We start from the raw sequence: 25,512 nt of genomic DNA on the forward strand, positions 1-25,512 counted from the left end.
GCGCGCGGGCGCGCCGGTGACGACCGATGCCTGAGCGGATCACGCCCCTGCCTCCGGACCGGGCCGCCGCCCTGGCGGGGGCCTACGAGGCCGCCATCGCCGCGACCCGGCGCCGGACCTGGGCCGGCCTCGCCGGGCTCGTGGTCCTCACCGGCCTCGCCGCCTGGGCCGCGGAGGTGCGCCCCTGGGTGCTGGCGACCCATCTCGGCCGCTTCACCGACTACATCGTCCAGATCCTGCCGCCCCTGACCCTGGCGAACCTGCCGGGGGACCTGGCGGACTGGTACTGGGGCGGGCCGAAATGGCTCGGGCTCCTGGGCGAGACCCTGCTGATGGCCTATCTCGGCACCCTCCTGGGGGGCATCGGCGGCTTCCTCCTGTGCTTCTCCGCCGCCGCCAACGTGGCGGGCAGCCGGACGGCCTGCATCCTCGTGCGGCGCGGGCTGGAGGTCTGCCGCACCGTGCCGGAGATCGTGTTCGCGCTGATCTTCGTCATCGCCTTCGGCCTGGGGCCGATGGTGGGCGTGCTGGCCCTGGCGATCCACACCACGGGGGCGCTGGGCAAGCTGTTCGCCGAGGTGGTCGAGAACATCGACATGAAGCCGGTGGAGAGCCTCACCGCCGCCGGGGCCGGGCGGATCGAGATCCTGCGCTTCGCCGTGCTGCCGCAGGTGCTGTCGAACTTCGCCTCCTACGGGCTGCTGCGCTTCGAGATCAACGTGCGCGGCGCCGGCGTGATGGGCTTCGTCGGGGCCGGCGGCATCGGGCAGGAGCTCCTCGTGGCCATCCGGAACTTCTACTACGCCGATGTCAGCGCCATCCTGGTCCTGATCATCCTCACCGTGATGGCGATCGACCTCGGCACCGAGCGCCTGCGCCACGGGCTGCTCGGAGGCCTGCGATGACCGGCCCCGACCTCGGCCCGGCCGAGATCGCCGCCCTGCGCCGGCGCTTTCCCGACAGCTTCCGGCCGGCCTGGCGGGGGCGCCTCCTGGGGGGCCTCGCCCTCGCCGGCCTCCTCGCCCTGGCGGGCTACGCCCTGGTCCGCCTCGACGTCTCCCCGGCGCGCCTCCTCGCCGGCCTCGGCCGCCTCGGCGAGTTCAGCCTGCTGATGCTGCCGCCGGAGACCGGCGGCCGGGCCTGGGCCTTCCTGCAGGCGCTGGCCGAGACCCTCGGCATCGCCTTCATCGGCACGCTGACGGCCGCGCTCCTGGCCTTCCCGGTGGCGTTCCTCGCCGCCCGCAACGTCGTGCCGAACCCCTTCGTGCACTTCGCCGTCCGGCGCGGCCTCGACGTGATGCGCTCCGTCGACGTGCTGATCTGGGCCCTGATCTGGATCAACGTCGTCGGGCTCGGCCCCTTCGCCGGGGCCCTCGCCATCGCGTGCGCGGATTTCGGAGCGCTCGGCAAGCTGTTCTCCGAGGCGGTGGAGACCGCCGACGCCAAGGCCGGCGAGGGCGTCGCCGCCTCCGGCGGCACCGCGCTGCACCGCGTCCGCTTCGGCCTGATCCCGGCGGTGCTGCCGGTGCTCGGCAGCCAGGTGCTGTACTTCTTCGAATCGAACACCCGCTCGGCCACCATCATCGGCATCGTCGGCGCGGGCGGCATCGGCCAGTATCTCAGCGAGCTGATCCGCGTGCTCGAACTGCGCCAGGTCGCCTTCCTGATCCTGATGATCCTGGTCACGGTGGCCCTGATCGACGCCGTTTCGGGGCGCCTGCGCCGGGCCCTGATCGGCGGGGCCGCGCGCTAGGGCGCCGGCGCGGCTACTTCGCCGCGTGGAGGGTCGGCGGGCCGAGATGCTGGAGGTAGTCGACCTTGCCGAGGCCGACGCCGGCGCTGCGCAGGATTCCGTAGGCCGTGGTGACGTGGAAGAAGAAGTTCGGAAGCGCGAAGCCGGTGAGGTAGGCCTGCCCGCTGAAGCGGTATCCCATGCCGTTCGGGAATTTCAGCTCCACCGCGCGCTCCGCGCCCGCGGCCAGGGCGGCCGGATCGACGCCCTCGACGAAGGCGATCGTCCGGGCGCAGCGGGCCTGGAGTTCGGCGAAGGTCGCCTCGACGTCGGGCATCGCCGGCGCCTCGATCCCGGCGAGCCGGGCCACCGCGTTCTTCGCGCTGTCGGACGCCATCTGGTACTGGGCCGGCAGCGGCTTCATGTCCGGCGCCAGCCTCCGGCCGATCAGCGCGGCCTCCGGCTGTTCCGAGGCCGCCTTGTCGAGCCACGCGCTCATGGCGCGCAGGGCGTTGACGAAGACCGGGACGCTGACGTCGTAGAGAGGGATGCTCATCCGGCCTGCGTAAGCCCCCCGTCCCCGAAGCGGGGTGAGACGGCGCACATGGCGCGCGGCCGTCATCGGCCCGGGGCGGTCACTTGCGCAGCGGCACGCCCTTCGTGGTGAAGCGCGGTGCGCCCGGATGGCGCGCAGGGTGCGGCTGGCCGCGCCCCTTGCCCGCCGCAGGGCCGGTTCCGAAGGGCTGCGAGACCGGAATCAGCTGGTCCGGCCGCGGCCCGATGAGATCCGCCCGGCCCATCGCCCGAAGCGCCTCGCGCAGCAGCGGCCAGTTCTCGGGGTCGTGATAGCGCAGGAACGCCTTGTGCAGCCGGCGCTGCCGCATCCCCTTGATCGCGTCGACCGGCTCGCTGCCGCCGCGCCGCACGCCCTGCAGCGGGTTGATCTCGGTGTGGTACATGGTCGTGGCGGTCGCCATGGGCGAGGGCAGGAACGTCTGGACCTGGTCGGCCCGGTAGTCGTTCTTCTTCAGCCACAGGGCGAGGTTCAGCATGTCCGCGTCGGTCGTGCCCGGATGCGCCGCGATGAAGTACGGGATCAGGTAGTACTTCTTGCCGGCCTTCTGGGCGGCGGCGTCGAACATCTCCTTGAAGCGGTCGTAGGTGCCGATGCCCGGCTTCATCATCAGGTCGAGAGGCCCGCGCTCGGTGTGCTCGGGGGCGATCTTGAGGCGGCCGCCGACGTGGTGGGTCACCAGCTCCTCGACGTATTCGGGGCTTCGGACCGCGAGGTCGTAGCGCACGCCGGAGGCGACCATCACCTTCTTGACGCCCTTCACCTCGCGGACCTTGCGATAGAGCCGGATCAGGTCGTCGTGCGAGGTGTTCAGGTTCGGGCAGATGTCGGGGAAGACGCAGGAGGGCAGCCGGCAGGCCGCCTCGATCTTCGGGTCCTTGCAGGCCATCCGGTACATGTTGGCCGTGGGCCCACCCACGTCGGAGATCACGCCCGTAAAACCCGGGGTCTTGTCGCGGATGTGCTCGATCTCGCGCAGGATCGAGCCCTCCGAGCGGTTCTGGATGACGCGGCCCTCGTGCTCGGTGATGGAGCAGAAGGTGCAGCCGCCGAAGCAGCCGCGCATGATCGTCACCGAGAACTTGATCATGTCCCAGGCGGGGATCTTCGCGTCGCCGTAGGCCGGATGGGGGGCGCGGGCGTAGGGCAGGTCGTAGACCGCATCCATCTCCGCGCTGGAGAGCGGGATCGGCGGCGGGTTCAGCCACAGGTCGCGGTCGCCGTGGCGCTGGACCAGGGGACGGGCGTTGCCGGGGTTGGCCTCCCGGTGCAGCACACGGCTTGCGCGGGCATAGGCCTCCTTGTCGTCCTTGACCTCGTCGTAGGCCGGGAGCCGGATCACGGTCTCGCCGGGGCGGCGGCTCGCGGCCTCGTCGGCCGAATCGAGGTCGTCGGCGGGCAGTTCGGTGTAGCCCTCGGGCACGCGGCGGAACAGGGCGACGCCCCGGACCGAATGGAGATCCTGCGGCGCCTCGCCGGCCGCGAGGCGGTTGGCCACCTCGACCACGGCGCGCTCGGCATTGCCGTAGAGGAGCAGGTCGGCCTTGGCATCCGCCAGGATCGAGCGGCGCACCTTGTCGGACCAGTAATCGTAGTGGGCGATGCGGCGCAGGGAGGCCTCGATGCCGCCGAGGATGATCGGCACGTCCTTGTAGGCCTCGCGGCAGCGCTGCGTGTAGACGATGGTGCAGCGGTCCGGCCGGGCGCCGCCTTCGCCGCCGGCCGTATAGGCGTCGTCGCTGCGCAGGCGCCGGTCCGCCGTGTAGCGGTTCACCATCGAGTCGAGATTGCCGCCGGTGACGCCGAAGAACAGCGTCGGCCGGCCCAGCGCCTTGAACGGCTCCGCCGATTGCCAGTCGGGCTGCGCGATGATGCCGACCCGGAAGCCCTGCGCCTCGAGCAGCCGGCCGATGATGGCCATGCCGAAGCTCGGATGATCCACGTAGGCGTCACCCGTCACCAGGACGATGTCGCAGGCGTCCCACCCGAGCGCGTCCATCTCGGCGCGACTCATGGGCAGGAACGGCGCCGCCGTCCTGTTCAGCGGCGGCGTGCAGGCGAGGGGAGCCACGGATCGACTCACGGAAGCTTGGAGGTCCATGGGGCCCGTGCATAGCCCGACCGGGCCGCGAGCTCAACGAAGCGCGCGGGGACCGGATGCCGCGACGGCATCCGGGCGGCTGCCGCGGGCCGTCCGTCCACCTTGCCGCTTCCCTTGCCCCGTCCCTTGCCGTTTTCCTTGCCGCCTCCCTTGCCGCGTCCCGCGCCCTCCCCTTGCCGCCGGCGCCTCGCCCGCCCCGGCGGGGGGCCTCACTCCACCACCAGCTCCACCCGGTCGGCGGCGAAGAGGCTGCGGGTGGCCTGGATGCGTGTGCCGGCGCCGTCCACGTTCACGCTCGACAGGGCGATCAGGGTGCGGCCGGGGGCGATGTCCAGGCGCTCCGCCTCCTCGGGGCTGGCCGGGCGGGCGCCGATCCGGGTCGAGAGCCGGGTGTAGTCGGCCACGCCGAAGCCCGCATAGGCGCGGGTGAGCGAGCCGCTGGCGGCGTAGGCGGCGTCGAAGCCGGCGAAGCGCGGCAGGGGCAGGCAGGTCCGGGCCGTCGAGATCGGGGCGCCGTCGGCCCGGTGCACGGTGAGGAGTTCGAGGATCGGCGCGCCCGGGGCGATCCCGAGGGCCTCGGCCCAGTCGGCATCCGCCGGGACGGTGGCGGCCGTGATCAGGTCGCCCCAGGCCTCGCGCCCGGTGCGCGACACGATCTCGGAGAAGCGGGTGCGCGGGCCGATCGGATAGGCAATCGGCCCCTGCTCCACGAAGCTGCCCCGGCCCTGGGTGGTCCGCACCAGCCCGCCCTCGGCCAGCACGCCGAGCGCCCGGCGCACCGTGTGCCGGTTCACGCCGAAGCGCGCCGCCAGGGCCGATTCGGCCGGCAGCTGCGCCCCGGCGGCCAGGGTCCCGCTGCGGATCTCGCCCGCCAGGGTGTCCGCGATCTGCCGCCAGGCGGCGAGGCCGCCCCCGCGCTGGAGCGCCGTCACGCGGGTGTCGCCCGCCTCGGTCATGGATGTCTCGCGTGGGTGGCCTGCATCACGTCCTCGATAGCCTTTGGATAGCCCTTCGATAGCCCTTGCGCCCGCTCATCCACTTGTCTATACATATAGACAGGTTTGGAGACCGATCGATGCCGAGCGCCAGCCAAACACCACCTGAGCCCGGGATGCCAGACCTCGCCGCGCGCCGGCAGGCGATGGCGTGGGCCGGTGCGGCGACCGCCGACGAATTGCGGGACGCCCTGGCGCAGGCCGGCGCCCTCCCGGAGGCGGAGGACCTGCGGGCCCCCGAGACGGGCCTCGTCATGGTTCGCGGCCGGATCGGCGGCGACGGCCGGGCCTTCAATGCCGGCGAGGCCACGGTGACCCGGGCGGCGGTGCGCCTGCCCGGCGGCGAGACCGGCTTCGCCTATCACCTCGGCCGCGACCGGGCCCGCGCCCGCCTCGCCGCCATCCTGGATGCCCACTGGCAGCGCCCGGAGGCGCGCCCGGCCCTCGCGGCGGCCCTGGCCGAGATCGCCGGCCGCCGGGCGGACGCGGCGCAGCAGGCCGCCCGCAAGGCAGCGGCCACCCGGGTGACCTTCTTCACCCTGGCGCGGGGAGAGAATTGATGGCGCCCACGCTCGCCCACGGCTTCGCCGACCCCGTCCATGCGGGTCAGGCCGTGTTCCGCGCCGCCATGGAGGCCCTGAGCCGGCCCGGCCGGATCCGCCCCCTGGTCACCGCCCTGGCGCCCCCCGCCCCCCTCACCCCCGAACTCGCGGCCCTGGCCCTGGCGCTCACCGACGCCGACACGCCGGTCTGGCTCGATGCACCCCTGTGGGCGGACCCGGCGGTCGCCGGCTTCCTGCGCTTCCACACCGGGGCGCCCCTGGTCGCGAACCCCGGAGGGGCGGCCTTCGCGCTGATCGCCGATCCGGCCCGCTGCCCGCCCTTCACGGATTTCGCGCCGGGCACCCCCGCCTACCCGGATGCCTCCGCCACGCTGATCCTGGCCGTCGACACCCTCTCGGACGCGGATGGGCGGGACTTCGCGGAACAGGCTTGCGCGAGACAGGTTTTCGCCGGACCTGGCATCCGCGGCACGGCGCCGTTCGCCGCCGGGCCCCTGCCCGCCGACTGGACCGCGCGCTGGGCCGCGAATCATGCGGGCTTCCCGCTCGGGATCGATTGTCTCTTTGTGGCGCCGGGCCGCCTCGCTGGGCTGCCCCGCTCGGCCCGGCCCGTCGACGCTGAAACCGTGCCGGGGTCGGACGGGTCTGCAGGTTCGGAGGCACTGCCATGTACGTCGCGGTAAAGGGCGGCGAGGCCGCCATCGACAACGCCCACCGGCTTCTGGCCGAGGTCCGGCGCGGCGACCCGGCCGTGCCCGAGCTCACCGTGGCGCAGATCCGCGAGCAGATGCGCCTCCTCGTCGACCGGGTGATGACCGAGGGCTCCCTCTACGACCCGGACCTCGCCGCCCTCGCCCTGAAGCAGGCCCGGGGGGACGTGGTCGAGGCGGTGTTCCTGGTGCGGGCCTACCGCACCACCCTGCCGCGCTTCGGCGCCACCGAGCCGGTCGACACCGGCGCGATGACGCTGGCGCGGCGCATCTCCGCCACCTTCAAGGACCTGCCCGGCGGACAGGTGCTCGGCCCGACCTTCGACTACACCCACCGCCTCGTGGATTTCGGCCTGGCCGATGCAGGCTCCCCCGACCCCGCCGCCGAGGCCGAGCCGGAGGCCGATGCCGCCGCCTGCCCGCGGGTCACCGATCTCCTGGGCCAGGCCGGCCTGCTTGAACCCTCCCCCCCGGACGAAGGCGCCCCCGTCGGCGACCTCACCCGCGAGCCGGTGGACTACCCGGCCGACCGCGCGGTGCGGCTCCAGGGGCTGGCCCGGGGCGACGAGGGCTTCCTCCTGGCCCTCGGCTACTCGACCCAGCGCGGCTACGGCCGCACCCATCCCTTCGTCGGCGAGATCCGGGTCGGGGCGGTGGAGCTCGCCTTCACGCCGGAGGAGCTCGGCTTTCCCGTCAGCCTCGGCACGGTCGCGCTGACCGAGTGCCAGATGATCAACCAGTTCCACGGCCACGGCGCGGTGCCGCCGCAATTCACCCGGGGCTACGGCCTCGTCTTCGGCCAGGGCGAGCGCAAGGCCATGGCGATGGCGCTGGTCGACCGCTCGCTCCGGGCCGCCGAACTCGGCGAGCCCGTGGCGGTGCCGGCCCAGGACCAGGAATTCGTCCTCGCCCATTGCGACAGCCTGCAGGCGACCGGCTTCGTCGAGCACATGAAGCTGCCGCACTACGTCGACTTCCAGGCCGAGCTCGAACTGGTGCGGCGCCTGCGGGCCGAGCACGCCGCCCGGGCGGCCGCGCCGGCGCCCGCTTCCGACGAATCCCCCCTGCGGGAGGCCGCCGAATGAACCCGCCAAATCCTGCCGTCGCCCGCGCAACCGTCACCGTCTCGGCCGGCGCCGGCTACAACTTCGCCTATCTCGACGAGGGCACGAAGCGGATGATTCGCCGGGCCATCCTCAAGGCCATCGCGATCCCGGGCTACCAGGTGCCCTTCGCCGCCCGCGAGATGCCGATGCCCTACGGCTGGGGCACCGGCGGGGTGCAGGTCACCGCCGCGATCCTCGGCGCCGCCGACGTGCTCAAGGTGATCGACCAGGGGGCGGACGACACCACCAACGCGGTCTCGATCCGGCGCTTCTTCACCGCCACCGCCGGAATCGCCACCACGACGCGGACGGCCGAGGCCACGGTGATCCAGACCCGCCACCGCATCCCGGAGGCGCCGCTCGCCGAGGGGCAGGTCCTCGTCTACCAGGTGCCGATCCCCGAGCCCCTGCGCTTCCTCGAACCGCGCGAGACCGAGACGCGCCAGCTCCACGCGCTGGCCGAGTACGGCCTCATGCACGTCAAGCTCTACGAGGACATCGCCCGCCACGGCCACATCGCCACCACCTACGCCTACCCGGTGGAGGTGGCCGGCCGCTACGTGATGGACCCCTCCCCGACCCCGAAATTCGACAACCCCAAGATGGACGACTGCCCCGCCCTCCAGCTCTTCGGGGCCGGCCGCGAGAAGCGCATCTACGCGATCCCGCCCTACACCCGGGTGCGCAGCCTCGACTTCGAGGACCATCCCTTCCGGGTCCAGCGCTTCGATCGCCCCTGCGCCCTCTGCGGCGCCGAGGACGTCTACCTCGACGAGGTCGTCCTCGACGATGCCGGCGGTCGGATGTTCGTCTGCTCGGACACCGACCATTGCGAAACCCGCCTTGCCGAGGCCCGCCTTGGCGAGACCCGTCTTGCCGAGACCCGTCTTGCCGAAACCCGTCTTGGCGAGACCCGCCTTGCCGAAACCCGTCTTGCCGAAACCCGTCTTGCCGACGGCCATACCGGGGAGGCCGCGTGATGGAACCGCTCCTGAGCGTCGCGGGCCTGACCAAGCGCTACGGCGGCCGCCTCGCCTGCGACGGCATCGGCTTCACCCTCGACCCCGGCGAGGTCCTGGCGGTGGTCGGCGAATCGGGCTCCGGCAAGTCGACCCTGCTCTCGCTCATCGCCGGCGAGGTCGCGGCCGATGCCGGGTCGGTCGCCTACCGCATGCGCGACGGCGCCACGCGCGACCTCGACACCCTGAGCCTGGTCGAGCGGCGCGCGCTGATGCGCACCGACTGGGGGTTCGTGCGCCAGGACGCGACGCAGGGCCTGCGCATGGCGGTCTCGGCCGGAGGCAATGTCGGCGAGCGCCTGATGGGGGTCGGCGACCGCCATTACGGCCGCATCCGCGCCACCGCCCTCGACTGGCTCGCCCGCGTCGAGATCGCCGCGGACCGGATCGACGACCCGCCCACCCGGTTCTCCGGCGGCATGCGCCAGCGCCTGCAGATCGCCCGCAACCTCGTCACCGCGCCCCGCCTCGTGCTGATGGACGAGCCGACCTCGGGCCTCGACGTCTCGGTCCAGGCCCGGCTCCTCGACATGATCCGGGGCCTGGTGGCCGAGCTCGGCCTCGCGGTCATCATCGTCACCCACGACCTCGCCGTGGCGCGCCTGCTCTCGCACCGCGTCCTCGTGATGCGGGCCGGCCGGGTGATCGAGACCGGCCTGACCGACCAGGTCCTCGACGACCCGCAGGCCGCCTATACCCAGCTCCTCGTCTCCTCGGTGCTCGCCGCATGACGCCCGCTCCCTCCCCGTCTCCTCTCCCCCTCCTCGTCTTCGAAGACGTGGCCAAGAGCTTCACCCTGCACCTGCGCGGCGGCGCCGTGCTGCCGGTGATCGCCGGCGCCACTCTGGCGGTCCACCCGGGCGAGTGCGTCGTGCTCGGCGGGGCCTCCGGCGCGGGCAAGTCCTCCCTGCTGAAGATGGCCTACGGCAACTACCGCTGCGCCGCCGGGGCGATCCGGGTCCGCGACGGGGACCGCAGCGTCGACCTCGCCACGGCCGCGCCGCGGGAGATCCTGGGGCTTCGCCGCACCACCCTCGCCTACGTCTCGCAGTTCCTGCGGGTGATCCCCCGGGTCGGCGCCCGCGCCGTGGTGGAGGCCGCCGGGATCGAGGGCGGCCTCGCCCCCGCGGCGGCCCGGACCCGGGCGGCCGACCTGCTGGCCCGGCTCAACCTGCCCGAGCGCCTGTGGGCGCTCCCGCCCGCCACCTTCTCGGGGGGCGAGCAGCAGCGGGTGAACATCGCCCGGGGCCTCATCGCCGACCGGCCGATCCTGCTCATGGACGAGCCCACCGCCTCCCTCGACGCGCAGAACCGCGCCGTGGTGGTGGACCTCATCGCCGAGAAGCGGGCCGCCGGCACCGCCATCCTCGGCATCTTCCACGATGCGGACGTGCGCCAGGCGGTGGCGACGCGCATCGTCGACGTCTCGGCCTTCCACGGAGCGCTGGCGGCATGACACCGGATCGGGAACAGGCGAGCATGCGGGACCAGGCAAGCGTGCGGGACCAGGCAAGCGTGCGGGATCAGGCGAGCCTGCAAGATCAGCCAAGCCGCACGGATCGGGTCGAGATCCTCGAGAACGCGCGCCTGGTCCTGCCCGACCGGGTCGAGGATGGCTGGCTCGCCGTGGTCGACGGGCGCATCGCCGAGATCGGCACCGGGCGTGCCCCCGGGCGCGGCCTCGACTGCGCCGGCGACATCCTCATCCCGGGCCTCGTCGAGCTCCACACCGACCACCTGGAGAGCCACTACGCCCCGCGCCCCGGCGTGCGCTGGCATCCCCTCGGGGCGGTGCTGGCCTACGACGCGCAGATCGCGGCGTCCGGCATCACCACGGTGTTCGATTCGCTGCGCGCCGGCACCGATCCGGACGGCAGCGGCCTCGGCACCGAGCTGGAGCTGCTCGCCGCCGCCCTGGCGGAGGCGCAGGAGGCCGGTCTGTTCCGGGCCGAGCACCGCACCCACCTGCGCTGCGAGATTCCCTCCCCCGACGTGGTCGAGACCGTGCGCGCCTTCGCCGGGCGCTACGCCATCGGCCTGCTGTCGCTGATGGACCACACGCCGGGCCAGCGCCAGTTCCGTGACGTCGACAAGTACTACGTGTATGCCGGGCGCGGCGGCCGCTCCCTGGAGGAGATAAAGCGCAGCACCGCCCGTAAGATGCGCGACGGCCACGCCCTCAACGCCGTGAACAGGCCCGCCCTGGTGGCATTCGCCCACGCCCACGGCATCCCTCTGGCCAGCCACGACGACACCACCCTGGCGGATGTCGCGCTCTCGCGGGACGAATCCGTGGTGCTCGCCGAATTCCCCACCACCCTGGAGGCGGCCGAGGCCTCGCACGCGGCCGGCATCACCGTGATGATGGGGGCGCCCAACCTGATCCGGGGCGGCTCGCATTCCGGCAACGTCGCGGCTCACACCCTGGCGGAGGCCGGGACCCTCAGCATCCTGTCCTCGGACTACGTACCGGCGAGCCTGCTGATGGCGGCTTTCGGCTTGCCCGAGCGCGTTCCCGGCATCACCCTGCCAGAGGCCCTGGCCACCGTGACGGCCAACCCTGCCCGCGCCACTGGCCTGACCGATCGCGGACGGCTGGCGCCGGGCCTGCGCGCCGATCTCGTCCGCGTCCGCCTCGCCCGGGGCGTGCCGGTGGTACGCCAGGTCTGGCGGGCCGGCGAGCGGGTGGTGTGATGCCGGGCGGCTTCGTTCTCGTGGTCGGCCCGAGCGGCGCCGGGAAGGATACCCTCCTGCGGCTCGCGCGCGATACGCTCGGCCCGGACCCGCGCTTCGTCTTCCCACGTCGCCTCGTCACCCGGGCTCCCTCGGCCCACGAGGACAATGTCGCCCTCACCGAGGAGGCCTTTGCCGCGGGCGCCGCCGCTGGCGCCTTCGCCCTGCATTGGCGGGCGCACGGTCTCGGCTACGCGATCCCCGGCGAGACCCGGAACCAGGCGCAGGCGGGACGGGTGGTGATCTGCAACGTCTCCCGGCACATCGTGGCGCAGGCTCGCGCGACCCTGCCGCATGTCGGCGTCGTCGCCATCACGGCGGCTCCGGCGGTGCTCGCTCAACGCCTCGCCGCCCGCGCCCGGCCCGAGGACGGCGATTTGCGCACCCGCCTCGACCGCGTCGTCCCAATTGCCGCCGAGTACACGATCTGGAACGATCGCGATCCGGACAGCGCCGCCGCCGTGTTGGTCGCGCACCTGCGGGAGCGAGCGGCCTGAGCCGCGGCCGATCGCAGCTTAAGTCTTGCTCTCAAAACGAAGAAGAGCGCGGCCCTGACGGGACCGCGCTCTTCTCGTTTTGATCGCTTCGGCCGAGCGCTGACGCACCCGGCCGGAACTGGTCGCTTACGCCTCCTGGCGGGGTCCGCGGGCGCGGTCCTGCTCGGCGTTGCGCTCGGCCTTGAGCTTCTCGGTGATGTCCTCGCCGGTCTCTTGGTCGACGACCTTCATCGAGAGGCGGATCTTGCCGCGATCGTCCTGGCCGAGGAACTTCACCTTGACCTTCTGGCCCTCCTTAACGACGTCCGTCACCTTGGCGACCCGCTGGGCGGCGAGCTCCGAGATGTGGACGAGGCCGTCCTTGGCGCCGAAGAAGTTCACGAAAGCGCCGAACTCCATCGTCTTCACGACCGTGCCATCGTAGATCATGCCCGGCTCGGCCTCGGCCACGATCGAGCGGATCCAGTTGTAGGCGGCCTTGATGGCCTTGCCGTCGCTGGACGCGATCTTCACCGTGCCGGTGTCGTCGATGTTGATCTTGGCGCCGGTCTTCTCGACGATCTCGCGGATCACCTTGCCGCCGGTGCCGATCACTTCCCGGATCTTGTCGGTGGGGATCTGCATCGTCTCGATGCGCGGCGCGTACTCGCCGAGCTCGGGACGGGCGTCGGTCAGGGCCTTCGCCATCTCGCCGAGGATGTGAACGCGGCCTTCCTGCGCCTGGTGCAGGGCGACCTTCATGATCTCCTCGGTGATGCCGGCGATCTTGATGTCCATCTGCAGCGAGGTGATGCCGGACTCGGTGCCCGCGACCTTGAAGTCCATGTCGCCGAGGTGATCCTCGTCGCCGAGGATGTCGGACAGCACCGCGTAGCGCTCACCCTCGAGGATGAGGCCCATGGCGATGCCCGCCACCGGACGGCGCAGCGGCACGCCGGCATCCATCAGCGACAGCGAGGCGCCGCAGACGGAGGCCATCGAGGAGGAGCCGTTCGACTCGGTGATCTCGGACACGACGCGGATCGTGTACGGGAACTCGTGGGCCGGCGGCAGCACGGGATGCACGGCGCGCCAGGCGAGCTTGCCGTGGCCGATCTCGCGACGGCCCGGGGAGCCCATGCGGCCGGTCTCGCCCACCGAGTAGGGAGGGAAGTTGTAGTGCAGCAGGAAGGTCTCCTTGTAGGTGCCTTCCAGTGCGTCGATGAACTGCTCGTCCTCGCCGGTGCCGAGGGTGGCGACCACGAGGGCCTGGGTCTCGCCGCGCGTGAACAGCGAGGAGCCATGGGCGCGGGGCAGCACCCCGACCTGGGACTCGATCGGTCGCACGGTGCGGACGTCACGGCCGTCGATGCGCGAGCCGGTGTCGAGGATGTTCCAGCGCACGACCTTCGACTGCGCTTCCTTGAACGCGGCCTTGACCTTCTCGGCCGGGAAGCGCGCCTCGCCCTCGGCGGGGCAGAGCGCGGCCATCACCTTCGCCTTCACAGCATCGACGGCGGCGTAGCGCTCCTGCTTGACGGTGTTCTTGTAGGCGGCGCGCAGGTCGGCCTCGCAGACCTCGAGCACGGCGGCTTCCACGTCGCCGTTCTCGGGGGCGGAGAAGTTGCGGGGCTCCTTGGCGGCCTTCTCGGCGAGGCGGATGATCGCCTCGATGACCGGCTGGAAGTGCTTGTGGCCGAACATCACGGCGCCGAGCATGACCTCCTCGTCGAGCTCCTTGGCCTCGGACTCGACCATCAGGACGGCGTCCTGGGTGCCGGCGACGACGAGGTCGAGGGTCGAGGCCTCGAGGTCGGCCACGTGCGGGTTCAGGGTGTACTGACCATTGGTGTAGCCGACGCGGGCGGCACCGATCGGACCCATGAAGGGCACGCCCGACAGGGTCAGGGCAGCGGAGGCCGCGACCATCGCGAGGATGTCGGGATCGTTCTCGAGGTCGTGGGTCAGGACGGTGACGACGACCTGGGTGTCGTTGCGCCAGCCCTCGATGAAGAGGGGGCGGATCGGACGGTCGATGAGGCGGGAGACCAGGGTCTCCTTCTCGGACGGACGGCCCTCGCGCTTGAAGTACCCGCCGGGGATGCGGCCGGCGGCGTAGGCACGCTCCTGGTAGTTCACCGTGAGCGGCAGGAAGTCGATGCCGGCCTTTGGCTCCTTGGCGGACACGACGGTGGCGAGCACCGAGGTCTCGCCGTAGGTCGCCATCACGGCGCCGTCGGCCTGGCGGGCGACCTTACCCGTCTCGAGGACGAGCTTGCGGTCGCCCCACATCAGCTCTTCGCGTTGGATATCGAACATAGTGTCTAGCCTTCCTGCGATCGGGCGAACCCGGCGCCGTCAGGGGCAAGATGGCGGGGGGCGCCGCACGCCGTGCCCCCCGCGATCCTGTCCCCGACGCATCCGCCTTCAAGTCGCCCGGGTCTTCGGGTGGCCGGACCCATTCCGGCCGCCCGAACTGTCAAAACGCGGCCCCGGGCCGGGCCCGGAACCGCATGAGAGTGCTGTGCTTAGCGGCGGATGCCGAGACGCTCGATGAGGCTGCGGTAGCGGGCCTCGTCCTTGCGCTTGACGTAGTCGAGCAGCGAGCGGCGCTGCGAGACCATCTTCAGGAGGCCGCGGCGGGAATGGTTGTCCTTGCCGTGGGTCTTGAAGTGGCCGGTCAGGTTGGTGATCCGCTCGGTCAGGATCGCCACCTGGACCTCCGGAGAACCGGTGTCCTTGCCGCCGGTCGCGTATTCCTTGATGAGCGCGGTCTTGCGCTCTGCCGTGATCGACATCGCAGTGCCTTTCGGTACGGGTTTTCGGAAAGGGCGGCCTCGTCGCGAGGGCCGCGCCACGCTCGTGGAAGGCCGGTGCCGGGATGTCGTCCAGCACGGTCAGACCCACAAGCAGCTTGTGCCCCGGCCCCGTTCGCACGGGTCGGAGCGGCGCGGACCATACACGAAACCCGCTCCGACGCCAGCCCTCGGGGTGTCGCGGCCCGGTACGGAGGCGTTGGAAGAGGGAAGCGCTCAGGCCGCGGCGGCCTCGCATCCGGCCACCGCGCGGATGTCCCTTGCGAGCGCCTCGATCCGTGCCGGATCCGAATCCCAGGCGAACATGAAGCGCGCGCCTCCACCGATGAAGGTGTAGAAGCGCCAGCCCCGGGTGCGCAGGGCCTCGAGGTGCTCGGGTGCAGCGCGCAGGAAGACCGCGTTGGCCGCCACCGGGAACATCAGCGCGAAGGCGCTTACGTCCGCCACGGCGGCAGCGAGGCGTTGCGCGCAGGCATTGGCATGGGCGGCGTGGCGCAGCCAGGCACCGCCCTCCAGCACGCCGACCCAGGGCGCCGAGAGGAAGCGCATCTTCGAGGCGAGTTGGCCCGCCTGCTTGCAGCGATAGCCAAAATCCTCCGCCAGGGCGGCATCGAAGAACAGGATCGCCTCGCCCGCCGCCATGCCGTTCTTGGTGCCGCCGAAGCACAGGAGATCGACGCCGGCCTTCCAGGTCATGTCGGCGGGGCTGCAGCCGAGGCTGGCGCAGGCATTGGCAAAGCGCGCTCCGTCCATGTGGAGGCGCAGGCCCAGATCTCGGCATGTGGCGGCGATCGCCCGGATCTCGGCGAGGCTGTAGAGCTGGCCCGTCTCGGTGGGCTGGGTGATCGTGACCACGCGAGGCTTCGGAAAGTGGATGTCCGAGCGACCGGTGGCGACGCTTCGAATCAAGGCCGGGTCCAGCTTGCCGTCGGGGCTCGCCACCACGAGCAGCTTCGAGCCGTTGGAGAAGAACTCGGGCGCGCCGCACTCGTCCGTCTCGACATGGGCCGAGGCCGAGCAGATGACGCTGTGGTAGGACTGGCAGAGGGAGGCCAGGGCCAGGGCGTTGGCAGCCGTCCCGTTGAAGGCGAAAAAGACGTCGGCGGCGTCGGTCTCGAACAGGGTCCTGAAGGCATCGGCGGCCCGCTTCGTCCACGGGTCCTCGCCGTAGGCCGGCACCGCGCCGCGATTGGCCGCGTCCATGGCGGCCCAGGCCTCGGGGCAGATGCCGGCGTAGTTGTCGCTCGCGAATTGCTGGGGCTCGGGGGGCATCGGTCGCTCTCGTCTGGTCAAGGTCCGCATCAGGAGTGCAGCGACCGACCGGATAGAGATATGGCGAAGCCCGTTCGGTTGCCGGTCCGGCCACATCCCCGCCGATTGCCGGAGGGTGCCACCTTGCCCGGGAGAGCAGGTTGGCGTCAGGGATCGCCCCGACTCTTGATGCTGTTCAAGATCTACCAGAGGGGACCGGCGCTGACAACACGGCCAGGTTGCTGCCTGGCGCGAGAGCTGATCCTGGCGAGAAAGTCTGGACCGGTGTTCGGCACGCAGGCCTTGGTGCGGGAGAAGGCCTTGGTGCGAGAGAAGGCCTTGGCGCGGGACTTGCCCGGATTGGCACACGATCCACCGTCATGCGAAGGTCCGGCCGATGACGGGCAACCGCCTCACCGCGCGAAAATCCATCGCCGACATCCTGGCGGCCGACGCCGATGGCGATGGGACCTCGCGCCTGCCGCGTTCGCTCTCGGCTTTCGACCTCGTCGCCCTCGGGGTCGGGGCGACCATCGGGGCGGGCATCTTCGTCCTCACCGGTACGGCGGCGGCCAATTATGCCGGTCCGGGCCTGACCCTGTCCTTCGTGCTCGGCGGCATCGCCTGTGGGTTCGTCGCGCTCTGCTATGCCGAACTCGCCGCGATGGTGCCGGTCCCGGGGAGCACCTACACCTACGCCTACGCAACCCTAGGTGAGGCCTGCGCCTGGATCATCGGCTGGGACCTCGTCCTCGAATACGCCATGAGCGCTGCGACCGTGGCGGTGGGCTGGTCGGGCTATGCCCGCTCGCTCCTCGCCGATGTCGGCCTGCATCTTCCTCCATTCCTCTCGGCGGCGCCCTTCACCCCCCTCCCCGGCGGGGTCAACGCAGGGTTCGACCTGCCGGCGGCGGCCATCATCGGCCTGCTGACCCTGCTCCTCGTGCGCGGCAACCGCGAATCGGCTCGGGTGAACGTCCTAATGGTGGCGATCAAGGTTGCGATCATCCTGGCCTTCATCGGCGTCGGTGCGGCCCACGTGAATGTGGGCCTGTGGTCTCCCCTGGTGCCGGAGAACACCGGCACCTTCGGTGCGTTCGGCTGGAGCGGCGTGCTGCGCGGGGCCGGCGTGGTGTTCTTCGCCTTCATCGGCTTCGAGACGATCTCGACCGCGGCGGGCGAGACGCGCCGTCCCCAACGCGACGCACCGATCGGGCTCCTCGGGTCGCTGGCGATCAGCACGGTGCTCTACGTGGCGGTGGCGGCGGTGCTCACCGGCCTCGTCCCCTATCGGGCCCTCGACGTGCCCGACCCCATCGCCAAGGCGGTGGAAGCGATCGGCTTCGGGGCTTTCGCGGTTGCGATCAAGTTCGGGGCGATCCTCGGCCTGACCACGGCGGCGCTCGCTGCCCTCTACGGGCAGGCCCGGATCTTCTACGCCATGGCGCGCGACGGTCTGCTGCCGCCGGCCTTCGCGCGGGTGCATCCCCGCTTCCGGACGCCGGCGACCAGTCAGATCACCATCGGTGCCGTGACGGCCCTGGTGGCGGGGCTGGTTCCGATCGACCTCCTGGGCGAACTGGTGAGCATCGGCACACTCTTCGCCTTCGTGGTCATCTGCACCGCCGTCCTGGTGCTGCGCCGGACGGATCCGGGGCGCCCTCGCCCCTTCCGGGTGCCGGGCATGCCGGTGGTGCCGATCCTCGGCATCCTGTCCTGCCTCGGGCTGATGCTCGGCCTGCCCGTGGACACCTGGCTGCGGCTCGCCCTGTGGCTCGTCGTGGGGCTGGCGATCTATTTCGGATACGGTCGACGGGCGGCTCGGCTGCGCCGGATGAGCGCGCCGGGACTGCCTGCCGTCCCGGCGCGCTGAATCTCAGGAGTAGTGGCGCGGGCTCGGACGGCCGGAATAGCGCCGGCGCAGATAGGAGACGAGCTTCGGGAGCAGGAAGGCGACGAGGAGCTTGCGCATGGGAAAACCTCCGGTTGGGATGGGCGGCCTGGAAGCCGCCGCGTCGGAAACCCAATGCGGGGTCGCGCCAGGGCGTTCCGCCGAAGCCGGCTGAATCAATCTCTGCGATGGGCGCTCGCCAGGCGGATCCTGCGCCCTCAGCGCGTGATCACCGCGTGCACGCAGTAGCCGCGGAAGCGCTGGTGCACCTGCGCCTCGGCGTCCAGGGTGGAGGCCACGGCCGCGACCGCCTGTGGCAGGGCTGCGCGCGGCGTCACCGCGAAGGCCGCGAGCCATCGGTTGAGGAGGCTGCGGGCGGGGCGGGGCAGGCCCGCCTGATCGCCGAAATCCACCACATGGAGACGTCCGCCCGGTGCGAGGTGTCCGGCGGCCTCGGCCAGCACCCGCTCCCAGGGCGGGATCATCGACAGGGCGTAGGAGATTACGATCCGGTCGAAGCTTGCCCGCCCGAACAGGGCCTCCGGGTCGAAGGCCGTCGCATCCCCGCGCGCGAGGCGAATGCGGGACTCGAGTCCGGCGCGCGCGACGCTGCGGGCGGCCGTGGCGAGCATCGCCGCCGAGACGTCGAGGCCGTGGCAGGCGGCCTCCGGGTAGGTTCGGGCGATGCGCACGAGATTGCGTCCGGTGCCGCAGCCGATCTCCAGCACCGTACCGCCCGCCGGAACGGTGAGGTCCGCGATCGCCCGGTCGCGCCCGAGGAGATAGAATTTGCGGCTGGCGTCGTAGAGGTGGCGCTGGCGCCGGTACATCCGGTCCATCGCCTGCGCGGCGTCGCTCACGCGGCCCGCCGACGGTAGAGATGGAAGCCGCCGTAGATGGCGGAGCGGTCGCGGGCCTGTCCTGCGCGGCTCTCGGCCTCGGCATAGTCCCAGGCGGAGAGGATCCCGTCCGGCACCCGGCCCGGCAGGCAGCGCTCGTCGGCGGCCGTGCGGAAGATGACCCGTGCGCCCGGCCGGGCGGTACGGGTGATCTCCGTCCACAGGGCGGTCAGGTCGGCGTCGCTCATCCAATCCTGCGCGTCGAGGAGCACGTAGGCATCCGCGCTCCTGTCCGGGCTGGCCGCCAGGAACGCCGTCATCGACTGCTGGCGGTAGCTCACGCGTCCGGCCCGGGCCCGCAGGGTCTCGAAGTGGCGCGGCTGCAGGTAGGGCGGCAGGGCCGCGTCCGGACCCGGGGCGTAGCCCCGGCCGAAGGCCTGCCAGGCAAAGTAGTTGTCGGCGAGGTCGAAGTCGCAGGCGAGGCGCTCCAGGCGGTGGCGTAGGACGTCGACCATGCCGCCCGGGTGGTCCTGGGCGAGGGCCCGGTACTGAGCCGGGGGGATCCCGAGGCCGTAGAGGGAGGCCGGGCGCCGGATCAGCCAGCGCACGAGGCGCTTCTCGAACAGCGGCGCCACGTGTGCCGCGAACAGGCTGCGCTGTTCGGCGCGGTCGCGGGCCTTGAGGACGGCGGAGAGGTCGCAGCCGTAGAGCCGGGCCAGCCGATGCCCGGTCCCGATGAAGCGCCCGAGCAGGCCGTGGCGGAAGACGTTCTCGGAGAAGGCAGCGATGCGCCGGCGCCCATCCAGGCGACGGGCCTCCCAATACGCGCGCGCGGTGGCGTCCAGGTGGGGCGCGATTCGCGCATCGTAGGCGGCGATGTTGCCGGCCGTGTCGGCACGCCCGAAGAAGCGCAGGTAGGCTGCCGAATCGGGCAGCCGCATCAGGGCCGCGAGCTTGAGGCGCCCCAGGGCGATGTGCGCGCCGTTCAGATCGACCGCGCTGATCCGTGCCGGATCGGCGGTGAGGTAGGACAGGACGTTGCAACTGCCCGACGCGATGGCGACGACGTGGTCCTCCGGCCCCAGCGCCAGGGCTTCCAGATCGACCGCCGGATCCTCCCAGATCTGGGGATAGACCAGCCCGCTGAAGGCCAGGGTGAACAGCCGTTCGGACAAGCCGGCGCGGGACAGGGCGCGGCTGCGATGCACGGCCTGGGTCAGGCCGAGGCTGGTTTCGCGGCGGACCGCCCGTGCTGCGGGATTCATGCGGGCTCTCGGACTGTCCATCGGGGATGATGGACGCCGCCCCTACGCCTCGCGCATGACCGGCCGGTGACAGCCCTTAGAGTTCCAGGGTCAGCGTCACCGGCGCATGGTCGGAGGGGCGGTCCCAGCCCCGGACGTGGCGGGCGACCGTCATGTCGCGCACCGTGCCGGCAAGGTCGGAGGAGACCCAGGCATGGTCGAGGCGCCGGCCCTTGTCGGCCGCCGCCCAGTCGGGAGAGCGGTAGCTCCACCACGTGTAGATCTTCGTCGGCTCCGGCACCAGCAGGCGGGCGGCATCGACCCAGCCGGCCTCGCCCCGCAGGGTCTCGAGCCGCTCGGTCTCGATGGGGGTGTGGCTCACCACATCGAGGAGCTGCTTGTGCGACCAGACGTCGTGCTCCAGCGGCGCCACGTTGAGGTCGCCGACCAGGATCGCCGGGCCCGTGACCCGCCGCCCACCCCAGGCGCGCAGTTCGTCGAGGAAGTCGAGCTTGTGCGCGAATTTCGGATTGAGGCCGCGGTCGGGGACGTCGCCGCCCGCCGGCACGTAGAAATCGTGCAGCACGATCCCGGCCGCCTTCCCGGCTTCGGGCCCCAGGACCGCCGAGATGTGACGCGCGTCCTGGCGCTCGCAGAACGCCATCACGTCGCGCGTGAGGAGGGGAAAGCGCGAGAGGATCGCGACGCCGTTATAGCCCTTCTGGCCGGCGAACACGACGTTCTCGTAGCCGGAGCCCCGCAGGGCCTTCAGCGGAAACGCGTCGTCCGGGCACTTCGTCTCCTGCAGGCAGAGCACGTCCGGCTGGGCCTCGGCGAGGAAGCGCAGGACCGAATCGATGCGCAGGCGCACCGAGTTGATGTTCCAGGTGGTGACGGTGAGGCGCACGGCGTTCGGCTCGCGTGAAACTGGAAAATGTTTAAAGGATCGTGCGCGCGTCGGCGCGGCGGGCCGGCATAGACCGGATCGCCGCCGCCGTCGCCGGGGAAATGCCGCGCCTGGGGCTCCTGATCCGCGAGGGATCGCACCCGGGGCGAGATCGAGGGATCGTCACGTGTCGCGCATCCGTTCCGCGCTCTTCAACGCCTACTGGGCCGCCTGGACCGCCCTGTTCATCCTGCCGCTGGCAGTGCTCGCCCTGCTGGGCGCGCCGGCACGGCCGATCCGGGCCTTCACCCGCCTGTGGTCGCGGGGCATCCTGTTCGGCCTCGCCCGCATCGTCGGGCTCACCTATGTGGAGGAGGGCCGCGCCCGCATTCCGGTCGAGCCCTGCCTCATCGTGGCTAACCACCAGTCGGCCTGGGAAACCCTGGCCTTCCTCGTTCTGGTGCCCAACGTCGCCATCGTGGCCAAGCGCGAGCTGGTGGCGATCCCCATCGTCGGCTGGTTCCTGCGCCGCTCGCCGATGATCATCATCGACCGGGCCAACGGCACCCAGGCCCTGCGGGTGATGATCGACGAGAGCCGCGCGGCGATCGCGCAGGGGCGTTCGGTGCTGATGTTTCCGGAAGGCACCCGCGGCGGCATCGCCGAGCCGGTCCAGTTCAAGCGCGGGGTCGAACTGCTCTACGCCAAGCTCGGCCTACCTGTGCTGCCGGTGGCGGTGAATTCCGGCCTGTACTGGCCCCATGGCGGCGCCCGCCACAGCCCCGGCGCCGTGACCGTGAGCTACCTTCCGCCCCTGCCCCCGGGGCTGAGCGGCGCTGAGTTCATGCGTGGGACGCAGGGGGCGATCGACGCCGAGCTGAACCGCTGGCGTAATCCTGCCGCGCCCGTCGCCTCGGCCGTGACGGCCGAGGCCCCGTAGGGGCGGCGTTTTACGGGTCGAGCCCCTCGGCCTTGCGCTGGGCGGCTCGACGGCGCTCGACGCGGGCCACCGAGAAGATCGAGGCCTCGTAGAGCAGCAGCATCGGGATTGCGAGCGAGAGCTGCGAGATCACGTCCGGCGGCGTGAGCACGGCGGCGGCCACGAAGACCAGGACGATGGCGTAGCGGCGCTTCTCGCGCAGGAACGCTGTGTCGATCACGCCGATCTGCCCGAGCAGGGTCAGGATTACGGGCAGCTGGAAAGCGATGCCAAAGGCGAAGATGAGCGTCATGATGAGCGAGAGGTACTCGTCCACCTTCGGCAGGAGTGCGATCGTCGCCTCGCCGGGCTGGCCGATCTGCTGCAGCGAGACCGAGAACTGGATCAGCAGCGGCATCGCCAGGAAGAACACCACCAGGGCGCCGAGGATGAAGAAGATCGGCGTGGCGATGAGGTACGGCAGGAAGGCTTGGCGCTCGTTGCGATAGAGGCCCGGGGCCACGAAGGCGTAGATCTGCGTGGCGATGACCGGGAAGGCCAGGAAGCCGGCCCCGAACACGCTGAGTTTGATGTTGGTGAACACCTGCTCGAGGAAGTGCGTCGCGATCAGCTTCGCGTTCTCGACACCCACCACGGAGACGTAGGGGTAGACCAGGATGTTGTAGATGTGCCGCGAGAAGAAGAAGCACCCGAAGAACATCACCACGAACGCAGCCAGCGACTTGATCAGCCGCGACCGCAACTCGATGAGATGGTCGAGGAGCGGGGCCCGCGAGGCTTCGATCTCGGCTTCGTCGGTCTCGTTGATCATCGGCCGGAATCAAGCTGGGGTTTGGCCGGCGTCTCGGAGTGAGGCGACGCGCTGGGAGCTGGGTCGGGGGAGCCGGGCGGCGGTTCGGCGGTCCAGGCGTGGGTCGCAGCCGGACCGGGCGCCCCCGAAGACGGGTGCGGCGGCAGGTCGGGCAGCGCTTCCACGGGGGCTGGCACGGGGTTTGGCATGTCTCGAACGGGCCCGGACGACGAAGTTTCGCGCTCGGCCAGCTGGTCGGCGACGTTGGCGAGGCCCTGGGTCGGCGAAGGGGTCGTCTTCGTCTCGGTCCGACCGTCGACGGCCCCCTTCAGCTCGTCGCGGATGGTCTGCACCGGGTTGAATGTCGGCCCCATCGTGCTCGCCGAGCGCTTGACCCCATCCACCTCGCGGCGGATTTCGTCGAACTCCGCCTCACGGATCGCCTCGTTGAACTGCGACTGGAACTCGCCGGCCATGCGGCGCATCTTGCCCGTGATCTGCCCCACCGTACGCAGGGCCTTCGGCAGATCCTTCGGGCCGATGACGATGAGGGCGACGCCGCCGATCAGCATCACCTCGCCCCAACTCATGTCAAACATGGTGTCGACTGTCCCGCGACCGTGCGCCGTCCATCAACGGCGCGCCGCCCATGGCAGGTCGTGGCGCCCTGCGCCAGACCCGCGATCGGCCGCAGCGCCCGATTCTCGCGTAGGGGATCAGACGACCTTGCGGTCGGCCGACACCGTGTTGGCGGTGGCGGGCTCCCCCTGATGGGGCAACGTCCGCACCGGCTCGCCCGCGCTCGGCGGCGGCACGGCCGTGGTGGCCGGCGTCTCGTCCTCGGCCATGCCCTTCTTGAAGGCCTTGATGCCCTTGGCGACGTCACCCATCAGGTCGGAGATCTTGCCGCGACCGAACAGCAGCATCACGATGCCGGCGACGATGATCCAGTGCCAGATACTCATGCTGCCCATGGCAACCTCCCGCGCCGCAGCTCAAACACCGCGCGGCGCCGTCTCGTGTGTCGGTTGAGGGCGAACCTAAGGATCGGGTACCCCGAGCACAAGAAGTGCGGGTGACTCTCGCTCCGTTCCGATCGCCGCATCGCGGGCATGCAAGTTTCCGGCCCGCCGCCGGTTCATAGACCAGCCGCGCGCCGTTGTCGCCTCATCCGGCGCGCGGTGCGCGGGATGGCGGGAGAGCGGGAATTCACGCGGCCATCGACAGGGCCGCCGCGAACCGGGCCCGGGCCTCTTGCACGTCGAAGGTGTCGGTCCCGGCGGGCAGGCGGGCCAGGGCAGCCTCGGCCCGACGCAGGGCCGCGCCGGCCAGGGCAGGCGCACCCTCGGCGACGCCCTGCATCTCGTCCGGATCGCCGTTGCAGTGCAGGCCGACATCGACGCCGGCAGCGAAGCAGGCCTCGGTCCGGCCGCGGAACGTGCCCTGGAGGGCGTGCATCGAGAGGTCGTCGGTCATCAACAGCCCGTCGAAGCCGATGGCGCCGCGGATGATGTCGCGAATCACGATGGCCGACTGCGTCGCCGGGTGGGCGGCATCGAGGGCGGTGAGCACCACATGGGCACTCATGGCCATCGGCAGGTCGGCGAGCGCCCGGAAGGGTATGAAATCCTGGGCGCTCAGGGTGGCGAGGTCGGCCTCCACCACCGGCAGGCCCTTGTGGCTGTCGCAGCCGGCGCGGCCATGCCCGGGAATGTGCTTCATGACAGGCAGCACGCCACCCTGCATCAGGCCCTCCGCCACGGCCCGGCCGATCTCGGCCACGCGGTCGGGCGTGGTGTCGTAGGCGCGGTCGCCGATCACGTCATGGGCTCCGGCCACCGGCACGTCGAGGACAGGGGCGCAGTCGACGTTGATGCCGACGCTGGCAAGGTCATGGGCCATCAGCCGGGCGCCCAGATGCGCGATCGCCGCGGCCGAGCCGTTGAGCCCGCCGAAACGACGCCCCGCCGGATAGGCCGGCCAATGCGGCGGTCCCATGCGCTGCACCCGGCCGCCCTCTTGGTCGATGAGGATCGGGGCGTCCGCGCGGCCGACCGTCTCTCGGAGGGCGTCGGTGAGCGCGCGGACCTCGTCGGGCGTCCCGATGTTGCGCTTGAACAGGATGAAGCCCCAGGGCGCCACGTCCCGGAAGAAGGCGGCCTCCTGCGCCGAGAGGGTCTTGCCGGCGCAACCAAGGATCAGGGCACGGGAGGTCATGATCGGGGACGCATCCTCGGTGGATTGGCTCGGGGAGTGGACTGGCGGGGTGGGACGGCCGTCGGAAGGGCTCGGCGACGAATCGACCCTACGCCAATCGGGGCAGGATGCGGCCGGAAAACGTCGAACGGAATGGGGGGGCATGGGAGAAAGCACGCGTGGCCTGGTGGCCACAGGGTGGGATGGGCTCCCGGAAGGCGCCGCGCTCGCCGCCCGGCCGGGCGACCGGGCGCGCGCCGGCGCCCGGTCATTTCAGGGGCCCGGATTGGACCTCAGTTCTTGGCCACGAAGCACTGGCCGCCCGCGCCCTGGAGCTGGGTGCACAGGCTGGTCGCCTCGGTCTTGCCGAGGGGCCCGACACGGACGCGGTAGATCGTCTTGCCGTTGACCTCGGCCTGACGGATCAGGGCCGGCTGGCCGGAGAGCTGGCTGTACTTGCCCTGCATCTGGCGGAAGGCGGCCTGGGCCTCGCTCTCGCTGGTGCGGACGCCGAGCTGGACGGCGTAGCCGCCACCGCCCGCGGAGGGTGCTGCCGCGACGGGCGGCGGGGCGGCGATGGCGGAGGTTGCCTCGGGGGCTACGGCGGCCACGCGCTGGGGCGCCTTGACGCGCGGGGCCGCCGTAGCCCC

At 71.3% G+C, this 25,512-nt stretch carries 26 protein-coding genes and 1 riboswitch; of the genes, 12 read left to right on the forward strand and 14 right to left on the reverse strand.

The window, feature by feature from the left end:
• Positions 1-26: 26 nt before the first annotated feature.
• Positions 27-905 (forward strand): phosphonate ABC transporter, permease protein PhnE, encoded by an 879-nt coding sequence (gene phnE / locus AC0IY1_RS13725; protein ID WP_055950791.1) that lies wholly within the window; start codon positions 27-29, stop codon positions 903-905.
• The gene (gene phnE / locus AC0IY1_RS13730) at positions 902-1,753 is read left to right on the forward strand and encodes a phosphonate ABC transporter, permease protein PhnE (RefSeq protein WP_471770190.1); all 852 of its coding nucleotides are present in this window, start codon (positions 902-904) and stop codon (positions 1,751-1,753) included. The genes phnE (AC0IY1_RS13725) and phnE (AC0IY1_RS13730) overlap by 4 nt, the downstream gene beginning before the upstream one ends.
• A gap of 13 nt (positions 1,754-1,766) precedes the next feature.
• Here phnE (AC0IY1_RS13730) and AC0IY1_RS13735 read toward each other — a convergent pair whose 3' ends face one another.
• From AC0IY1_RS13735 to phnF, 3 genes are all read right to left on the reverse strand, one after another.
• A complete protein-coding gene (locus AC0IY1_RS13735) occupies positions 1,767-2,288 on the reverse strand; it encodes a DUF1993 domain-containing protein (protein ID WP_471770192.1) in 522 nt (173 codons plus the stop codon).
• 79 nt (positions 2,289-2,367) lie between these two features.
• On the reverse strand, positions 2,368-4,407 hold the full coding sequence (locus tag AC0IY1_RS13740; RefSeq protein ID WP_471770194.1) for a YgiQ family radical SAM protein: 2,040 nt from the start codon (positions 4,405-4,407) through the stop codon (positions 2,368-2,370).
• Positions 4,408-4,616: 209 nt separating this feature from the next.
• The gene (gene phnF, locus AC0IY1_RS13745) at positions 4,617-5,363 is read right to left on the reverse strand and encodes a phosphonate metabolism transcriptional regulator PhnF (protein WP_471770196.1); all 747 of its coding nucleotides are present in this window, start codon (positions 5,361-5,363) and stop codon (positions 4,617-4,619) included.
• A 155-nt stretch (positions 5,364-5,518) separates the two neighbouring features.
• Between phnF and phnG the strand changes: the two genes are divergently transcribed.
• From phnG to phnN, 8 genes are read left to right on the forward strand one after another with little or no spacing between them, the layout of a single operon-like run.
• Complete coding sequence (phnG, locus tag AC0IY1_RS13750; RefSeq protein ID WP_471770198.1) at positions 5,519-5,962, forward strand: phosphonate C-P lyase system protein PhnG; 444 nt, start codon at positions 5,519-5,521, stop codon at positions 5,960-5,962.
• Positions 5,962-6,648, forward strand: coding sequence for a phosphonate C-P lyase system protein PhnH (phnH, locus tag AC0IY1_RS13755; RefSeq protein WP_471770200.1), 687 nt, complete (start codon positions 5,962-5,964; stop codon positions 6,646-6,648). The genes phnG and phnH overlap by 1 nt, the downstream gene beginning before the upstream one ends.
• Positions 6,633-7,760, forward strand: coding sequence for a carbon-phosphorus lyase complex subunit (locus tag AC0IY1_RS13760; RefSeq protein WP_055950776.1), 1,128 nt, complete (start codon positions 6,633-6,635; stop codon positions 7,758-7,760). The genes phnH and AC0IY1_RS13760 overlap by 16 nt, the downstream gene beginning before the upstream one ends.
• On the forward strand, positions 7,757-8,761 hold the full coding sequence (locus AC0IY1_RS13765; RefSeq protein ID WP_471770202.1) for an alpha-D-ribose 1-methylphosphonate 5-phosphate C-P-lyase PhnJ: 1,005 nt from the start codon (positions 7,757-7,759) through the stop codon (positions 8,759-8,761). Before AC0IY1_RS13760 ends, AC0IY1_RS13765 begins: the two co-directional genes overlap by 4 nt.
• Complete coding sequence (gene phnK, locus AC0IY1_RS13770; RefSeq protein ID WP_055950770.1) at positions 8,761-9,531, forward strand: phosphonate C-P lyase system protein PhnK; 771 nt, start codon at positions 8,761-8,763, stop codon at positions 9,529-9,531. The genes AC0IY1_RS13765 and phnK overlap by 1 nt, the downstream gene beginning before the upstream one ends.
• Positions 9,528-10,256 carry a phosphonate C-P lyase system protein PhnL gene (phnL, locus tag AC0IY1_RS13775; RefSeq protein ID WP_471770204.1) on the forward strand — a complete coding sequence of 243 codons (729 nt, stop codon included), beginning with the start codon at positions 9,528-9,530 and terminating at the stop codon, positions 10,254-10,256. Before phnK ends, phnL begins: the two co-directional genes overlap by 4 nt.
• Before the next feature lie 23 nt (positions 10,257-10,279).
• On the forward strand, positions 10,280-11,494 hold the full coding sequence (locus AC0IY1_RS13780; RefSeq protein ID WP_471770206.1) for an alpha-D-ribose 1-methylphosphonate 5-triphosphate diphosphatase: 1,215 nt from the start codon (positions 10,280-10,282) through the stop codon (positions 11,492-11,494).
• The gene (gene phnN, locus AC0IY1_RS13785; protein ID WP_471770208.1) at positions 11,494-12,030 is read left to right on the forward strand and encodes a phosphonate metabolism protein/1,5-bisphosphokinase (PRPP-forming) PhnN; all 537 of its coding nucleotides are present in this window, start codon (positions 11,494-11,496) and stop codon (positions 12,028-12,030) included. Before AC0IY1_RS13780 ends, phnN begins: the two co-directional genes overlap by 1 nt.
• A gap of 126 nt (positions 12,031-12,156) precedes the next feature.
• Here the strand turns inward: phnN and pnp are convergent, their stop codons facing one another.
• The 3 genes from pnp to AC0IY1_RS13800 form a co-directional block, all read right to left on the reverse strand.
• Positions 12,157-14,328 (reverse strand): polyribonucleotide nucleotidyltransferase, encoded by a 2,172-nt coding sequence (gene pnp / locus AC0IY1_RS13790; RefSeq protein ID WP_103711873.1) that lies wholly within the window; start codon positions 14,326-14,328, stop codon positions 12,157-12,159.
• 209 nt (positions 14,329-14,537) lie between these two features.
• Complete coding sequence (rpsO, locus tag AC0IY1_RS13795; RefSeq protein ID WP_055950756.1) at positions 14,538-14,807, reverse strand: 30S ribosomal protein S15; 270 nt, start codon at positions 14,805-14,807, stop codon at positions 14,538-14,540.
• 234 nt (positions 14,808-15,041) lie between these two features.
• The gene (locus AC0IY1_RS13800) at positions 15,042-16,097 is read right to left on the reverse strand and encodes a threonine aldolase family protein (RefSeq protein ID WP_471770211.1); all 1,056 of its coding nucleotides are present in this window, start codon (positions 16,095-16,097) and stop codon (positions 15,042-15,044) included.
• Between the two features lie 64 nt (positions 16,098-16,161).
• A riboswitch (SAM-I-IV-variant riboswitch) is annotated at positions 16,162-16,274 on the reverse strand.
• 199 nt (positions 16,275-16,473) lie between these two features.
• Between AC0IY1_RS13800 and AC0IY1_RS13805 the strand changes: the two genes are divergently transcribed.
• Positions 16,474-17,949, forward strand: coding sequence for an amino acid permease (locus AC0IY1_RS13805; protein WP_471770212.1), 1,476 nt, complete (start codon positions 16,474-16,476; stop codon positions 17,947-17,949).
• A 236-nt stretch (positions 17,950-18,185) separates the two neighbouring features.
• On the opposite strand, the gene AC0IY1_RS13810 is transcribed toward AC0IY1_RS13805, so the two are convergent.
• From AC0IY1_RS13810 to AC0IY1_RS13820, 3 genes are all read right to left on the reverse strand, one after another.
• A complete protein-coding gene (locus AC0IY1_RS13810) occupies positions 18,186-18,797 on the reverse strand; it encodes a class I SAM-dependent methyltransferase (RefSeq protein ID WP_471770232.1) in 612 nt (203 codons plus the stop codon).
• Positions 18,798-18,823: 26 nt separating this feature from the next.
• Positions 18,824-20,071, reverse strand: a complete 1,248-nt coding sequence (locus AC0IY1_RS13815) for a BtaA family protein (RefSeq protein ID WP_471770213.1) — start codon at positions 20,069-20,071, stop codon at positions 18,824-18,826.
• 76 nt (positions 20,072-20,147) lie between these two features.
• On the reverse strand, positions 20,148-20,957 hold the full coding sequence (locus tag AC0IY1_RS13820) for an exodeoxyribonuclease III (RefSeq protein ID WP_055950739.1): 810 nt from the start codon (positions 20,955-20,957) through the stop codon (positions 20,148-20,150).
• Positions 20,958-21,123: 166 nt separating this feature from the next.
• On the opposite strand from AC0IY1_RS13820, the gene AC0IY1_RS13825 reads away from it, so the two are divergent.
• The gene (locus AC0IY1_RS13825) at positions 21,124-21,876 is read left to right on the forward strand and encodes a lysophospholipid acyltransferase family protein (protein WP_471770216.1); all 753 of its coding nucleotides are present in this window, start codon (positions 21,124-21,126) and stop codon (positions 21,874-21,876) included.
• 10 nt (positions 21,877-21,886) lie between these two features.
• On the opposite strand, the gene tatC is transcribed toward AC0IY1_RS13825, so the two are convergent.
• The 5 genes from tatC to AC0IY1_RS13850 all read right to left on the reverse strand — a co-directional run.
• A complete protein-coding gene (gene tatC / locus AC0IY1_RS13830; RefSeq protein ID WP_055950733.1) occupies positions 21,887-22,687 on the reverse strand; it encodes a twin-arginine translocase subunit TatC in 801 nt (266 codons plus the stop codon).
• Positions 22,684-23,265, reverse strand: a complete 582-nt coding sequence (gene tatB / locus AC0IY1_RS13835) for a Sec-independent protein translocase protein TatB (protein ID WP_471770218.1) — start codon at positions 23,263-23,265, stop codon at positions 22,684-22,686. Before tatB ends, tatC begins: the two co-directional genes overlap by 4 nt.
• A 117-nt stretch (positions 23,266-23,382) precedes the next feature.
• Complete coding sequence (locus AC0IY1_RS13840) at positions 23,383-23,640, reverse strand: twin-arginine translocase TatA/TatE family subunit (RefSeq protein ID WP_264047723.1); 258 nt, start codon at positions 23,638-23,640, stop codon at positions 23,383-23,385.
• A 235-nt stretch (positions 23,641-23,875) separates the two neighbouring features.
• Positions 23,876-24,883, reverse strand: coding sequence for a beta-N-acetylhexosaminidase (nagZ, locus tag AC0IY1_RS13845; RefSeq protein WP_471770220.1), 1,008 nt, complete (start codon positions 24,881-24,883; stop codon positions 23,876-23,878).
• Positions 24,884-25,155: 272 nt separating this feature from the next.
• Positions 25,156-25,512, reverse strand: a 357-nt coding sequence (locus tag AC0IY1_RS13850) for an SPOR domain-containing protein (RefSeq protein ID WP_471770222.1), incomplete at its 5' end; no start/stop codon positions are given.

It is taken from the genome of Methylobacterium sp. AC690 (assembly GCF_979256535.1).

What these genes read in the sequence shown, in the direction of transcription:
- phnE (WP_055950791.1), top strand. Translation starts at nt 27, where the DNA reads ATGCCTGAGCGGATCACGCCCCTGCCTCCGGACCGGGCCGCCGCCCTG.
- phnE (WP_471770190.1), top strand. Translation starts at nt 902, where the DNA reads ATGACCGGCCCCGACCTCGGCCCGGCCGAGATCGCCGCCCTGCGCCGG.
- AC0IY1_RS13735 (WP_471770192.1), bottom strand. Translation starts at nt 2,288, where the DNA reads ATGAGCATCCCTCTCTACGACGTCAGCGTCCCGGTCTTCGTCAACGCC.
- AC0IY1_RS13740 (WP_471770194.1), bottom strand. Translation starts at nt 4,407, where the DNA reads ATGGACCTCCAAGCTTCCGTGAGTCGATCCGTGGCTCCCCTCGCCTGC.
- phnF (WP_471770196.1), bottom strand. Translation starts at nt 5,363, where the DNA reads ATGACCGAGGCGGGCGACACCCGCGTGACGGCGCTCCAGCGCGGGGGC.
- phnG (WP_471770198.1), top strand. Translation starts at nt 5,519, where the DNA reads ATGCCAGACCTCGCCGCGCGCCGGCAGGCGATGGCGTGGGCCGGTGCG.
- phnH (WP_471770200.1), top strand. Translation starts at nt 5,962, where the DNA reads ATGGCGCCCACGCTCGCCCACGGCTTCGCCGACCCCGTCCATGCGGGT.
- AC0IY1_RS13760 (WP_055950776.1), top strand. Translation starts at nt 6,633, where the DNA reads ATGTACGTCGCGGTAAAGGGCGGCGAGGCCGCCATCGACAACGCCCAC.
- AC0IY1_RS13765 (WP_471770202.1), top strand. Translation starts at nt 7,757, where the DNA reads ATGAACCCGCCAAATCCTGCCGTCGCCCGCGCAACCGTCACCGTCTCG.
- phnK (WP_055950770.1), top strand. Translation starts at nt 8,761, where the DNA reads ATGGAACCGCTCCTGAGCGTCGCGGGCCTGACCAAGCGCTACGGCGGC.
- phnL (WP_471770204.1), top strand. Translation starts at nt 9,528, where the DNA reads ATGACGCCCGCTCCCTCCCCGTCTCCTCTCCCCCTCCTCGTCTTCGAA.
- AC0IY1_RS13780 (WP_471770206.1), top strand. Translation starts at nt 10,280, where the DNA reads ATGCGGGACCAGGCAAGCGTGCGGGACCAGGCAAGCGTGCGGGATCAG.
- phnN (WP_471770208.1), top strand. Translation starts at nt 11,494, where the DNA reads ATGCCGGGCGGCTTCGTTCTCGTGGTCGGCCCGAGCGGCGCCGGGAAG.
- pnp (WP_103711873.1), bottom strand. Translation starts at nt 14,328, where the DNA reads ATGTTCGATATCCAACGCGAAGAGCTGATGTGGGGCGACCGCAAGCTC.
- rpsO (WP_055950756.1), bottom strand. Translation starts at nt 14,807, where the DNA reads ATGTCGATCACGGCAGAGCGCAAGACCGCGCTCATCAAGGAATACGCG.
- AC0IY1_RS13800 (WP_471770211.1), bottom strand. Translation starts at nt 16,097, where the DNA reads ATGCCCCCCGAGCCCCAGCAATTCGCGAGCGACAACTACGCCGGCATC.
- AC0IY1_RS13805 (WP_471770212.1), top strand. Translation starts at nt 16,474, where the DNA reads ATGACGGGCAACCGCCTCACCGCGCGAAAATCCATCGCCGACATCCTG.
- AC0IY1_RS13810 (WP_471770232.1), bottom strand. Translation starts at nt 18,797, where the DNA reads ATGTACCGGCGCCAGCGCCACCTCTACGACGCCAGCCGCAAATTCTAT.
- AC0IY1_RS13815 (WP_471770213.1), bottom strand. Translation starts at nt 20,071, where the DNA reads ATGAATCCCGCAGCACGGGCGGTCCGCCGCGAAACCAGCCTCGGCCTG.
- tatC (WP_055950733.1), bottom strand. Translation starts at nt 22,687, where the DNA reads ATGATCAACGAGACCGACGAAGCCGAGATCGAAGCCTCGCGGGCCCCG.
- tatB (WP_471770218.1), bottom strand. Translation starts at nt 23,265, where the DNA reads ATGTTTGACATGAGTTGGGGCGAGGTGATGCTGATCGGCGGCGTCGCC.
- AC0IY1_RS13840 (WP_264047723.1), bottom strand. Translation starts at nt 23,640, where the DNA reads ATGGGCAGCATGAGTATCTGGCACTGGATCATCGTCGCCGGCATCGTG.
- nagZ (WP_471770220.1), bottom strand. Translation starts at nt 24,883, where the DNA reads ATGACCTCCCGTGCCCTGATCCTTGGTTGCGCCGGCAAGACCCTCTCG.